Origin of the sequence: Helicobacter aurati, assembly GCF_003364265.1 — a bacterium.
In the GTDB taxonomy this organism is placed as follows: Bacteria; Campylobacterota; Campylobacteria; order Campylobacterales; family Helicobacteraceae; genus Helicobacter_A; species Helicobacter_A aurati.
Window position 1 is genome coordinate 51,555 of record NZ_NXLW01000003.1, and the last position, 13,843, is coordinate 65,397.

General features: G+C 38.8%; 9 protein-coding genes and 1 pseudogene. 4 read left to right on the top strand and 6 right to left on the bottom strand.

What is annotated here, in order from left to right:
- Nucleotides 1-2: 2 nt before the first annotated feature.
- Both CQA66_RS02375 and CQA66_RS02380 read left to right on the top strand, forming a co-directional pair.
- Nucleotides 3-1,154 (top strand): glycosyltransferase family 10 domain-containing protein, encoded by a 1,152-nt coding sequence (locus CQA66_RS02375; protein WP_104763267.1) that lies wholly within the window; start codon nt 3-5, stop codon nt 1,152-1,154.
- A 44-nt stretch (nt 1,155-1,198) separates the two neighbouring features.
- On the top strand, nt 1,199-2,689 hold the full coding sequence (locus CQA66_RS02380) for a sulfatase-like hydrolase/transferase (RefSeq protein ID WP_115582536.1): 1,491 nt from the start codon (nt 1,199-1,201) through the stop codon (nt 2,687-2,689).
- A gap of 123 nt (nt 2,690-2,812) precedes the next feature.
- On the opposite strand, the gene CQA66_RS02385 is transcribed toward CQA66_RS02380, so the two are convergent.
- The 3 genes from CQA66_RS02385 to CQA66_RS02395 are packed head-to-tail and all read right to left on the bottom strand — an operon-like array spanning nt 2,813 to nt 7,776.
- On the bottom strand, nt 2,813-3,316 hold the full coding sequence (locus CQA66_RS02385) for an acetone carboxylase subunit gamma (RefSeq protein ID WP_104763270.1): 504 nt from the start codon (nt 3,314-3,316) through the stop codon (nt 2,813-2,815).
- A gap of 11 nt (nt 3,317-3,327) precedes the next feature.
- Nucleotides 3,328-5,625 carry a hydantoinase B/oxoprolinase family protein gene (locus CQA66_RS02390; protein WP_104763271.1) on the bottom strand — a complete coding sequence of 766 codons (2,298 nt, stop codon included), beginning with the start codon at nt 5,623-5,625 and terminating at the stop codon, nt 3,328-3,330.
- A gap of 9 nt (nt 5,626-5,634) precedes the next feature.
- On the bottom strand, nt 5,635-7,776 hold the full coding sequence (locus CQA66_RS02395; protein ID WP_104763272.1) for a hydantoinase/oxoprolinase family protein: 2,142 nt from the start codon (nt 7,774-7,776) through the stop codon (nt 5,635-5,637).
- A 572-nt stretch (nt 7,777-8,348) separates the two neighbouring features.
- Here CQA66_RS02395 and CQA66_RS09650 point away from each other — a divergent pair.
- A pseudogene (locus tag CQA66_RS09650) lies at nt 8,349-9,029 on the top strand (outer membrane protein transport protein); the annotation flags it as partial.
- A gap of 343 nt (nt 9,030-9,372) precedes the next feature.
- Nucleotides 9,373-10,065 (top strand): OmpP1/FadL family transporter, encoded by a 693-nt coding sequence (locus CQA66_RS09655; RefSeq protein ID WP_147289196.1) that lies wholly within the window; start codon nt 9,373-9,375, stop codon nt 10,063-10,065.
- Nucleotides 10,066-10,215: 150 nt separating this feature from the next.
- Here the strand turns inward: CQA66_RS09655 and CQA66_RS02410 are convergent, their stop codons facing one another.
- Genes CQA66_RS02410 through ispF form a run of 3 tightly spaced genes read right to left on the bottom strand, consistent with a single transcriptional unit; the run spans nt 10,216 to nt 13,712 of the window.
- Nucleotides 10,216-11,403, bottom strand: coding sequence for a sulfate adenylyltransferase (locus CQA66_RS02410; RefSeq protein ID WP_104763275.1), 1,188 nt, complete (start codon nt 11,401-11,403; stop codon nt 10,216-10,218).
- Nucleotides 11,381-12,265, bottom strand: a complete 885-nt coding sequence (locus CQA66_RS02415; protein ID WP_104763276.1) for a response regulator — start codon at nt 12,263-12,265, stop codon at nt 11,381-11,383. Before CQA66_RS02415 ends, CQA66_RS02410 begins: the two co-directional genes overlap by 23 nt.
- Nucleotides 12,266-12,278: 13 nt before the next feature.
- Nucleotides 12,279-13,712: a 2-C-methyl-D-erythritol 2,4-cyclodiphosphate synthase gene (gene ispF, locus CQA66_RS02420; protein WP_233707753.1), complete on the bottom strand. Its 1,434-nt coding sequence runs from the start codon at nt 13,710-13,712 to the stop codon at nt 12,279-12,281.
- Nucleotides 13,713-13,843: the final 131 nt, after the last annotated feature.

Sequence of the window (13,843 nt, forward strand, 5' to 3'; positions counted from 1 at the left end):
CCGTGCAAGAAATCAGACTAAAGATTCTAGATTGGTGGGAAAAGCCAACTATTGAAAACTTTGAGACAAACTATTTTGTAAGGCTATTGCGTAAAAAATACAAGGTAATATATAGCGATAATCCAGATTATATTCTGTATAGCATTCTTGGTAATGAGCATTTGCAATATGATTGTGTCCGCATTTTTCATACGCAGGAAAATATTGCGCCAGACTTTAATATTGCTGATTACGCTCTTTGCTTTGATTATATCGATTTTCTGGACAGATATATGAGGTTGCCACATTTTGCTCTTGATTATTATCATGAGGATTTACGACTTAGCATGAAGAGGCATGAAATAAGTCGCGAAGAAATAGAATCAAAACAAAAGTTTTGCAGTTTCTTAGTAAGTAGCCCGTATGGCAGCAACATACGTGATGAGTTTTTTGAGGCATTATGTCGTTACAAGAAGGTGGATTCTGGTGGCAGATGGAAAAACAATATTGGCGGTCCAATAGATTCTGTCTATTCTCACTGCAATGTACCATTTAATGATTTTCCGCGTCTAAAAAGAAAGTTTATTTCACAATATAAATTTCATCTTTGCTTTGAAAATTCCTCTAACCCCGGATATATCACAGAGAAACTTTGGAGTGCCTTTGCAGCGAAAACTATCCCTATCTATTGGGGTGATAGCTCACTTAGTATGCATTCACCTTATTTTAGCGACACGCCGCAAACTAATGGACAAGGTGAATATATTGTCAATCCCAAAGCTTATATCAATTTACATGATTTTTCCTCATTTCAAGAAGCTATTGAACGTATTATCGAAGTGGATAATGATCCTTCATTGTTTGCAAGCGTGCTGCAAGAAAAAGTATTCTTGCAAGATTATGACATCATTGCTTATTACGAAAATAAGATATTACGTTTTTTTGATTCTATCTTTGCCAAAGGAACAAAAATCCATCGAGAATCTACTGCTATAAATATCCACCATAACGCACGATATAGAACAGGATTTAATTATGAAAATTATGAATATGCACAAAAAGACTACGTAACTATGTATCGCTTGCGAGAAAAGTGTAATGCGCTTATTCCGCGATTCTTGCGACCTCTTTTTGGTTTTAATCGCTATCACTACAGGTATCGCAAAAAAACATAGATTTACAATTTATTCAAACTACGACAAAATTTGGAGACTATTCAATGACAAAAAAGAAACTTATCGTGTATTTTGCACTAACGGCACTTTTCATTTTTAGTTTTTTTTCATTTGCCACGTTATTTATTTTTGTTTGGATAAAAAGCTCCTTTGGCGTTGTAACCTTTGGACAAATTCTTTTTCATCTTTCTTTTCCATTGCAAGGTACAGATATAAGAATCATACAGAACTTCATTGCGATTGTGATTATTCCTAGTCTCGTCTTAGCCTTTTGTATGACTTTTCCTATGATTTGCGTAGGATTCGTGAGGAAATGCCTACATACTTTTATTCATCTGGTACAACAATACCATTTAAGCTTTCGATACAGCTTATGTGTTTTATTGTGTGTAATAGCCGTATTTGTCGCAGAAAAACGATTGCATATCCTTACTTTTATCGCTGATACAACACAAAAACAATATTCACAATTTTATGAAGAACACTATAAAGTAGCATCAAAGCCTACTGATTTAAGCACAACCAATAATCTTATTATCATTTTTGCAGAGTCTTTTGAATCCACTTTCAACAAAATACGGGGGGGGGGGCAAGCTGAACTCATTCCTTATCTTCGCGAGTTAGCTACACAAAATGTAAGCTTTAGCGATACAGAGCAATTTGGCGGATTCATACAAGTTGCCAACACAGGATGGACTATTGCTGGGTTAGTCTCTTATCTGTGTGCGGTACCTTTGTGGCTACCAATAGGGGGCAATGATTTTAATAACGCGTATTTCTTAGATTCGGCTACTTGTGTAAGCGATATTCTATCCGAGCTAAATTACACGCAATTAATGCTTTTAGGTAGCGACGCACAATTTGCAGGCAAAGCAAGCTTCTTTGCATCACATAAGATTCCCTACAAAGATTTTTATTCTTATAAAAGAGAGCATAAAATCCCTTTTGGTTATAAAAAGAATTGGGGATTTGAGGATTCCAAACTTTTCACATTTGCACGGCAAGAATTAGAGCATTTTTATCAAACAAAAAAGCCTTTTGCATTATATATTCTCACAGCAGATACACATTTCCCAAATGGATTCGTAGATCCTATTCTCTGCTCGGATTTACAAGCAGGCTATACAAATGCCGTGCAATGCAGCGATAGGCTGATTCATGACTTTGTAACACACGCGCAAGCTCTCGCAAAACAATACAAACAATCAACTACTATTATTATTCTAGGCGATCATTTAACTATGCAACAAGGACTATTTCCTGACAATCTCGAACGTAGAATCTATAACGCATTCCTTAATGCTACGTTTAGCGTCAATCCTACAACAAACTTATTGCACAATCGGCTACTTAGTCATTTTGATATTGCTCCACTGATTTTAGATTCTATTGGTATAAAAACACAGGCTTTTGGACTCGGACGTAATCCATTATATACAAAGACACTGCTTGAGACATTTGGTTTAGAATCTTTTAATCAGCATATTACGCAACATTCAAGATTCTATGAAAGTTTATGGGTAGTTAATAAGTAACGGATAATAGAGATTATGAAAGAATAACATAAGCTTACAATAGCATCTTCATATAAAGACGCTATTTAAGGAATCCAACTCAATGTTCCGACTAAAATGTAAAACGCTCTTTACTAAAACGTCCTATGCCTTTCTCTCAGGCAAAGGAATCTTTAACCAATCTTCATAAAATGCTTTGATATTTGGCTCAAAATCATGAATAACAGGATACCAAGGTGTAGGTGCCTCAACATCATGCATCACACCGCAAGTGGGGCATATATATTCACGATAGACTTGCCAATTTGTATCGCTCGCAAGCAGTTCCGGATAGACTTCATGCATTTTTTCGGCAGTATCACGTACATAGATATTTGCGTGTAGCTTCCAATTTACTTCTGGTGCGCAATATTCATGCCCGCAGCTGCATTTAATCACCCATGTTTTGTCGCTTTTTTGCACAACATAGAGATGTGGTCCTAGAGGTAGGATAATCTTGTCCTTAAAGTCCACTTTCTCTTGCAAAAGATCCAAATAGATTTCGAATCTTTCTTTGTCTTTTGGCATACTCAACATTCTAAAGGTTGTCTCCCAATCGAGCGTACCTTCCATAAGGTGTTTGATTTCTTCTTTTGTATACTTTGACATAATTTCTCCTTTTATTCTTCAGTCAATACGATAGTTTTCACATCAGGCATTTGCGATAAATCCATGCGGTATTTTGAACCATAGGTATAGACGCCTAGCTCGTCTTCTTTGACATTCCATCCTGCAGGCAAGCCCCAGAATTTGCGGAATTTATCAAGGAATTTAGGCGAGAGCGCAAAGCTTGTCGCATACATATGTAGCACTTGTGGGCTTGCACCTTTTTTCTCAAGGATTTTCACCCTTTCTTCTTCAATCCATTGTGATACAGGCTTAGAGCGTTTGATTCTTTCTTTGCGAATCTCTGCACGTTTTTGTTTGGTTTTTTCCACATCGCAGCTATACACACCTTTGGAATCTTTGCTCACAACCGCTCCATAAACTTTAAGCGCATATTCAGGCAACAATAATTGAAGATTCAAATCTTCTACAATCGCCTCAATCTCTCTTTCAAGCGGATCGCCAAAGCCCGGACCGCCTCGCATATAGTTCAAATACAAGTCATAATTGTCATAGCAAGCCTCTGTTGTCATACATTGCTTATCTCTTTTGACTTTTGCATCTTTGTTGATATGTTTTTCATATTCTTTTGCAATTGGGTTAAAGTCACCGCCAAGAGGTAGGCTTTGCTCATTTTTGATTCTGTCTTTTAGCCCTGTGTTGTGCGCCTCAAAGCGATAGCCACTAGCACTTGGATAGCCGCCCATAAGCCCCCAATCGCTATTCATATAGCCATTGCCCATAAAGAACATCGTCCAGTCATGTGCTTTCCATACCATACGCAAAGATTCAAAGCCACAACCGCCGCGGTATTTGCCATAGCCGCCTGTGTTTGCTTTTGGTGTGCGCCCAAGGAAGAGCAAGGGTTCTGCCATTTCCCAAATCTCGACATCACCCATATCACCTTCAGGATTCCATATCGCTGCGGCATGGTTTAGCCCGTCTTTGATAGCGCAAGCTCCTGTGCCGCATGATGAGGTTTCAAAGCTATTGACAGCATGAATCTCACCATCTTGATTAATCCCTCCGCCTTGTAGCCAGTTAGAAGTATTCGCATTGCCAGCATTGACTTCTTCAAGATAGCCGCGTGAATAATATGCTTGAGAAAGCCCTCGCCAAAGCGCGCTCCAGCCTGAAACAAGGAAATGCCACGCATACGCATGCCCTGTGCGTCTGTCATCAGGGTTCATCCATGTGCCTTTGGGCAAATGGAAGGTTGTCCCAAAATAAGCACCGTCATTAATCCTTGATGTTGGAATGAGTGTTTGAGTCATCATAACCCAGATTCCGCTTGTAAAGCTACATGAGTTCGCATTATAGCTATGCCAACCCCATCGGCTTGAACCTTCAAAGTCAAGCTTCCAGCTTGCATCTTTGTTGATTGTAATCTCAACAGGAGAGTGCATAATCGTATCAAGCTTTGCAAATTCAGAGCAAACGCCAATATCTTCGTGTTTATAGGGCACATCAACAAAGGCTACCTTGCGATAGATTCCCGGAATCGTTGTGGATTTGATACGAGAAACAAGCCCACGTCTGCCTTCTTCTATCACTTCACCGATGAATTTCATATAATTCTCAATGCCCTCTTGCGCAATAACCTCCTCAACGAGAGTTCGAATCATGTGGCAACCTGCAATTCTTGTTCGTTCATCAAGTATCCAATATTTTGGCGTGCGCACGCTGCGTTGTGATTCGTGTAGCCAATCTTTGAAGCTCTCATCGTTTGCCCCTGTTTTGCGGCATGTAATCATATAGCCATCGCCAAAACGTTGCACTTGCCCTGTGCTCATCGAGCCCGGAGTTACAGAGCCTGTGTCAATTACGTGTGTAACGCCACCAGCCCAACCAATGAGCTTGCTTTCCCAGAAAATAGGAACAATCGTCATAATATCGCAAGGATGCACATTACCGATAGAGCAATCGTTGTTTGTGAAAATATCCCCTGGGTTAATGCCCGGATTGTCTTCCCAACCATTTTCAACCATATACTTAATCGCGCTACCCATTGTGCCCACATGGATAATAATCCCTGTTGAAGTGAGGATACTATCGCCCACAGCGTTATAGAGGGTGAAGCAGAGTTCGCCTTCTTGTTCAACAATAGGTGATGCGGCGATTTTTTTCGCAGTCTCTCTTGCATGCACGATTCCACCGCGAAGTTTTGAAAAGATTTTTTCATAACCGATTGGATTCTTCTCTTTGAGTTCAAGTCGCTCTAAGCCATTGTAATAGCCTGTTTTGTGGGTTCTATCCAAGATTTCTTTGCGTTCTTGGCTCAACGTTTTGCCATTTTTTAATAAATTTGCCATATTGTCTCCTTATTTTGTTTCTCTTAAGTGGAATAATCTGTGTTTATCAAGGGTAGTTGCAAAGCCTTTAGGAACAATGAAAGTCGTTGAATCTGATTCAACAATTGCAGGACCAAAAACTTCATTTCCGGGCTTTAATTTTTCCATGCTCCACACATCTGCATCTGCCCATTCTTTATGTCGGTAGAATTTCCTTGTGCCGATTTTTGCGCTTGCATCAGGTGTTTTGCCGTATTCCTTTTCTTCGGGAATCACAGGCTTTTGAGTAACAACATAGCCACGCATAATCACACCTGTAATAGAGAATCCAAGCTCAGGTGAGCAAGCAGATTCAGAATACACGCGTGCATAATATTTTTCATATTCTTCAACAATCTTATCCCAATCTTTTGCATCTTTTGCGCTAAGAACTGGAGAAGAGATTTCTAGGTCATTAAGCTGCCCCATGTATTGCATACGATAGCCGGGCTTTAAGATTACATCTTTTGCGCTAAAGCCATTGAGTTCAAATTCCTCAATAACTTTGTGTGTAAGCTCTTCCCATGCTTCTTGTATGGTTTTGCAAGCTTGTACTTTTTCTTCAACGCTTGCATATTGCGCTAAAGCAATATCTACGCTCTTATCATAGCGGTATTCAAAGTCAGCGCAAGCACAACCAAACGCACTAAACCCAGCAGCCCAAGCTGGAACAATCACATCTTTGAATCCAAGCCCTTCGGTATAACCATAGGTATGCACAGGTCCAGCCCCGCCATACGAGAAGCAGACAAAATCAGATGGGCTATAACCTTTCGCGCTCACATTTGAGCGTAAATATTCATGCAACTCAAGGTCGAGCAATTCAATCACGCCCGCTGCCGCGTCTTCGACACTTAGCCCTAGCGGGTCGGCGATTTGTGCTTTGATGTGTTGTCTTGCTCGTTCCACATCAAGCGTAATCAATCCACCAAGGAAATTATTCGGATTGAGATAGCCTAGCACAACATGGCAATCGCTAACCGAAACCGTATCAAGCCCGCTATCTTTCCAGCAAGTGCCTACTCTATAGCCCGCACTATCAGGTCCTAGCTTGATTGCGCCGCTATGAGGATCAAGCCGCACAAAGCTTCCCGCGCCAGCACCTACAGAATCCATTGCTACAAGTGGGAGTGAAAGCACAAGCCTAGCCATATCGGGGTCTTGAGCAATAGAGAAGTTGCCTTTAACGATTAATGCCATATCAAAGCTTGTTCCGCCAATATCGCTACAAGCAATATTGTCATAGCCAAGCACTTCGCCTAAGAGCTTAGAGCCAATAACACCGCCCACAGGACCAGAAACAATCGTTCTTGCGAGCTCTTTTGCTTTCCAGCTAATTGTGCCGCCATGGGTTGCCATAACGCGCAAATCAAACTTTGCGCCATGCTTTTTAAAGCGGTCGCTCACTTTTTGCAATGTCTGCCTTGATGGCTCTGCCGCATAGGCTTCAAGGATGGTTGTATTCATGCGGTGAGATTCTTTTCGTGATGGATAATAATCTACGCTTGCAAATACAGGAATATCTGCCTTGCCTAGCCTTTTTAGCTCGTCTTTTGCGATATCGCGAACTTTTCTTTCGCTCTCTGGATTCTTATGTGATTGCAAGAGGCAAATCACGATTGCTTTGGCATTTTGCTCTATAAGCTCTTTGGTTACTTGCCGTACTTCTTGTTCGCGCACAGGAATAACCACATCACCTTGCACATCGGTTCGTTCAGTTACGCCTCTTATGCGACTAAGCGGCACAAGTGGATCATCATATTTGTGGGTATTGAGATGCAATCTCTCTTCAAGCGCATAGCCGAGATAACATTGCAGGGCTCTTCCCATAGCATGCATTTGCTCAAAACCTTTGTTGCAAATAAGCCCAACTTCGAGCCCTTTGCGTTGCACAACGCGGTTTAACATTGCCGTGCCCGAATAAACGCATGTAACAAGTTGTGGATAAACCTCATCTACATTACTATTCCAATGCGCTAGGGCGTCTTGCGAGCTATTATAGATAGCTAGACTTTCATCTTGTGGGTTACTTTGCGCCTTGCCAACGACAAATTCTCCATTTGCTTTCACAAAAAAAGTATCTGTCATCGTGCCGCCGGCATCGATACCCATAACTTTGACTTCGGTGTTCATACATATCTCCTTTATCTAATTGCTTAAGGAAAATATTCCTTATTCCTATAAAACCACAAAAAGAAAGTAAATTCAACAAAAATAGAAAAAGAAAGAAATAAACACCGTCTTTTGTTTCAAAACTATACAGAAAATTATAGCTATCTATACATATTGTGTAATTTTATAGAAACCTTGTAATAATGAAAATTTTATTTTGTTTATTTTAGTAAAAATAAGATTGTTTAGGTTCTTTTTTTGAACGTTTATGAAACATAAACATGTTCTTAGCTCTTCATAGTCAGCGATATATTCTTTGTTTTTTTTTTTAATGTTACTTATTGTTAGATATGGAGCATAATAAAAATTTGTTAGCAATTTGTTCTACCTATCTACCTAACGATTCAATGGATTCGCTCTAAATATCTCTTTGCTTCTTGTTTATTCTTGCCCAAAACGAATGAGGAATACTCACTACGTTTTGAGAGAATTTTGGGATAAGTTAGCATTTATACATAAAATCTTTATAGAATCTAAGGGTGTCAAGAGTCATAAATAGATAAAGGGGGATTACTTAAATGAGAAAAGGGCTCGTGAAATTTGTCTATTTTCTTGGTGCTATCCATTTTATAGCTTATTATTGCCTAGCAAATGGATTTAAGATTCAAGAACAAAGTCTTAATGCGACCGCGCTAAGTTCTGCTTATGTGGCTGGAGCTAGAGGGGCAGATGCAAGTTATTACAATCCAGCTAATATGGGATTCAAAAATGATTGGGGTGAAAACAGACATGAATTTGAGTTTGCATTTAGTGTAATTAATATACCCGGATTCGATTTCAACGTACCTAGTACTAACCAAGGACTTAGCTCTAAAACATATATGAGATATGGAGGAGTTGTTGGAACACTGCAACCAATTATGCAAACATTGAATATAGCCCTTATTCCCGGTGAAGTGCTTTTGCAGCATACAGAGGCAGATCCTGCTATGGTAAGTGGCTCTACGGGCGATACAAACTTTATGCTTCCTAAGTTTTTTTACAAATCTAAGACTTATAGCGGTTTTACCTTTGGGGCAAGTTTTAGCGCACCAAGCGGATTGGCTATGAAGTGGAATGGTTTGGGTGGAGAGTTTTTGCAAGATGTGTTTATTTTCTTGATAGAGTTTGCTCCTTCGATCAGCTACACCTATGCAGACAGATTTAGCATAGGAATAGCACCTCGAATCCTCTATGGTATGGGGAAATTTAACAATGTCGTTTATGTGCCTTTAGGCACGGCTAATCAGCAAGCAATTACAGAGGCAAATATTACAAATTTTTTACCATCAAAAGTAAAAGATAGTAACGGGAATTTAGTGCAAGCACCTAACTGTACCCCAGCTTTTGACCCTAAGATATTACAATCTTTGCCTGATGGTTTGATTCCAGAAGATATGGCAGCAATGTTTGATCTTATTATTGATAATCCTATATTTTTTCTTCCTTTACAATTACCCCCAAATTCTTCTCAATTAGATGCTATTAAGGTTATGGTTGCAGAGATACAAACCTGTCTTGTCGGCACTGCAAAAGTCATTCAACAAAGTGATGGTAGTGATTTAGGCATTGGAGCTCGTGTCGCTGTCTCTTTTGCGACTTGGTAAAGGAAGCACATTTTCTATTGTATATAATAGCCCGGTAGCCATGAAGTTTGAGGGGAAAGTGAGTGCTGATACTGTGATTGGCGGACCTGTGGGAAGTGTTCGTATGGATGCCCCGCTCTTTTTGTATGTAACCATGCCGGAGATTCTCACTGTGGCATATAGCCACGAATTTGAAGTGGGCAAATTCCGTAAAGTCCGCTTTGAAGCAACTTATGAAAGGACATTCTGGAGTCAAGGCAGAAAGTTCGATACAGAATTTGACTTTGATAGAGCAGTTTTTACTCCTAGTCCGGGTAGCGTCCCTGAAAGTTTTACGCAAGACATGCTAAAAGGCATGATAAACCTAGCAGACTTTAGCGCAGTGGCTATGGGGAATGGTTGGGTGGACACTGATACCTTTCGCGTAGGTGTTACTTACATTGGTCCTAGATTGCGATTTATGCTCTCTGGCGCGTATGATAAAGCTCCTGTACCACAAAACGCAATCGGCATACCAGATAGCGACGGCTATATGGTAGGCATTGGCGCAAAATATAATCTTAAAGATTTTGATTTAGGGCTCGCCTTATCCCAAACTTTCAAGAATAGTTCGAGAAGCGTTTATGCAAGTGGTGGCACTGGACAGCTACGCATTATGACTTTCTCGCTTGGGTATAGATGGTAAGCCGCACGGGATTTTATCCACAAAAATAATAACAAAAGCCTAAAAAGAAATCCTTATAATGACAGCGAGCGGGTAACACATTGCCTAATTAAAAGGATTCTATGCTATCAAGAATTGCAGTTGAGAATCACATTGCAATTCATACGCGCATTAGTTAAGTGAAGTGGTTTGATATAGCCGCATTAACTTAAGATAGAACTCTTCTTCACCTTTATTTTGTATGATTCCATTAGATGGCAAAATATCATAATACAACCTGTCTAAATCTTTAAATCTATTAGGAAAAAGCGAAGAAAGAATAATCGCCGAAATCTGTCTTCTTACAAGCATAGCTGGAGGCAAAAGCCCTAATCTGAAAAACTCAATAAAAGATTCTGCATTGTAATTAATGTGATGATGATGTCCGTGTGGGCAAGTTCTAATGGAAACTAAAGTTTTACAAATATCACAATATACATATTCAGGTAGAATCTGTATATCGATAGTAATCCCATGTAAAGAATCAAAAATCGAATGTATTTCATTATTTAAATAATACACAGATAGCCCGCGGTTATTCTCTCCAACAAGTAACTTATTGCAACCAAAATTACGTGCCACGATGGCATTCATAATCATTTTATTTTGCCCAGCATAAAGATAAGTATCATCGTGTGGAATGATAATAACCTTCTCTTTCATCAGGTAATTGTCAATCAGAAATTCGAGGCATTTAAGACGTAAGCTATAATCTATCAATGTATCTTTTCTTGGTTTTAATAGAAAGATTACTAGCAAATCACAATTCCCAAGTGCTTCGCGCATAATTTTCTCATGGACTCTATGCAATGGACTAGCGTGCATAACAATACCCATAATGTTTTTTGCATTAAGGATCTCCTTACGTTGGGCTAGCCTTTTTTTATGCTTCTCAATTGGATTCTCTTCCAAGGTGTAGTCCCCACAAACACATAAATTTCCGATGCGATTCTCGATTTCTTTGATAGAACGAGAGGCAAAATCCCCACCCATAATTTTACTTATTCGTTCTTGTTTATTGATGCTAAACACAGAATCTACTATGATACTGCCAGACTTTTTGCCGTCTGTAATAAAGTCTAATTTGTCGCCTTTTTTGGCATTTTCCAACACTTCTTTGTTTCGTTTCCCGCTTGGGCTTAGTAAAAAAGGGCAAGGATAGCTTTGGTCTTTATATATTCCGCTAGTATTTACAACATCCATTTGTTCTTGATTCATAATGGTCGTTGCGGGATATAGCAATCCTTCTTGCGCAAGGTTTAAGACAGAAATTGCCTCTTTATCAATATAAAGCTGTTTATTTTTTCCTTGAGATTCCATATTTCTTCCTTTTCTCCCATAAGCTTTTACGACTCATACCAAGCTTCTTTGCCAATTCTACATCTGGATATCTACCTTCGAATTTTGTAATAACAATTCTTTCATACTCACGAATAGAAAGGATCTCACTGCCAATTTCAAGATTGTTTGCCATATTTGTAATATCCACAATATGCGGGAATGTTATTTTATCGTCAGAAATCATAGAAATAATTACAAACTGATAGCTCGCCATAAAGTCTAAAAATTCTTTTTTTTCATGCTTCTTGAGATTCTCGCAATTTGTGATGTAATAAGATTGTTGCTTATCAAAATGATAGTCTCTCCATGTAATATATTTAAGATTTAGGAAATTAAAACGCATATTTCGTTCAATAGCGTATTTCATTGCATAAATATCCGCGCTTCGTTGTGAGCTCGCTTTAATTAGAATAGGAGGATTATACTGTGGTAATGCGGGGATTTGGAGTTCATTTTGTATAAAAGTGAAGTAATTGTTAAAAAACTTGATATTTTCTACTAATTCCTTAAACCCACAATAATGTTCAATTTTACGCACCAACTCATCCATAATAAAAGGCTTAATAATATAATCCTTTGCTCCCAACTTAAGTGGCTTAGATACTGTATCATCGCTAATATAAGATACCATAAGGATAATAATAGCGTCTTGATGCTTTTCAATAATACTACGGTAATGCTGCCCTACTGTATTCATTGATAGCAAAACAATATCAAACCCATCTCTATTCATTGCCTCATCTAGCGAAGAAGTAATAAGGCAAACGTGATTGCTGTCTGCCAGTTTGCTTGCAATACTTTGAGCGAGATATGTTTCGCTCTCAATAATTAAAACGTTCATAGTGATTCCTTAATTATATATTTGGGTATATACGAGGCTGTAAAGCGGCAACACATTGTGCGAATATTCCCTCTTGTCTACCTATGAAGCCCAGTTTTTCCGCTGTGCTAGCCTTGATACTTATTCGTGATTTAGGCAAATAGAGAATCTGCGATAAAGTCTCTTGCATCTGTGTTTTATAAGGAGAAATTCTAGGCGTTTGTGCGATAATAGTTATATCCAGATTGCTTATTTCAAGTCCTGTGCTCAAACAATAATCATAGATTCTTTGCAAAAGAATTTTAGAATCTATATCCTTAAAAGCAGAATCCGTATCGGGAAATATTTCACCAATATCTCCGCAATTCATTGCTCCAAGCAGAGAATCTATAATCGCGTGGATTCCCACATCGCCATCACTATGCGCTTTCAATCCTTGCTTCGATTCCACTTGCACACCACAAAGATACAGGGGCTTAGAATCTATAAATGCGTGTATATCACTGCCCTGCCCTATTAATAACTGCGTTGTAGCATACATCTTGTAGAGCGGTTTTAACAGCGATAAATCCTCTTTTGTAGTGAGCTTATTCATAGTTGTATCGCCTAACACTAACCCTAAGCGGGTATTAGGCAAGGCACAAATCGCACTCGTTTCATCGCTAAAGTCTTGTTTCAGCTTCGCAGATTCTAAAAGCATGGAGGTTTTTGAAATTTGTGGGGTTTGTATGAGTCTAAGAGATTCCCTAGAGACATGTTGATAGGATTGGGAATCTGAATTTTGCGCATAGAGCACCGTGTCATTCACAGGCAAATAAGGAGCAATACAATCATAGCTATCTTCTAATAGCGCACAAAATAATCTTTCTAAAACCGTTTGCTGTATGTTGCATCTTGCACAGTCATTAACCAATACAAAGTCTGAATCCACTTGCTTTAAGGCATTTTGTAAAGAAACATAACGTGAACTTCCACCTTCGACGATCTGCATAGGAATAGAAAATATAGCGGACGAATGAGAATACGCTATTGGCAACGTATCGGGCAATAACTTTTGCATATAGAATCTATCTTTTGGCGAAGCGGTAACAATTACTTGACTAAGAAATGGCTTTTGTAGAATGTCTATTAATATCTCTAATGATTGCGGATTATCTCCATATTGTTGCACGAGAATCTGTATATCTTTCGCCGTATAGCTACCGTTTATTCTTTTATCTTGCTTTTGTTTGTCAGAAGATTCTAAGAGAAAATTACCTAACGCTGTATTACAACAAAATGGCAGAACTTTTTGGATAAGTGACTCCATAACAACAAGCCATAAAGGAGTAATACCTAAGCGCAGCCATTGTTTTTTTGTCTGTATTTGAGGTGCACAAGAGTTTATAGATGTTGCATCATAATGGAATCGTGTCGAATCTCCTGCAGCCATAATAATAATTGAAATGGTTTGCAAACGTGTTCTCATTAATGGTCCTTAATAGCCTTACAATGATAGTTGTCGTGGTAACATTGATTAGAATCTTAGCTTTCTATGTTGGTAAATTCTCGTTTGTTGCAATGGAAGATTATAACATAAATTGTTACCAATTTATACAA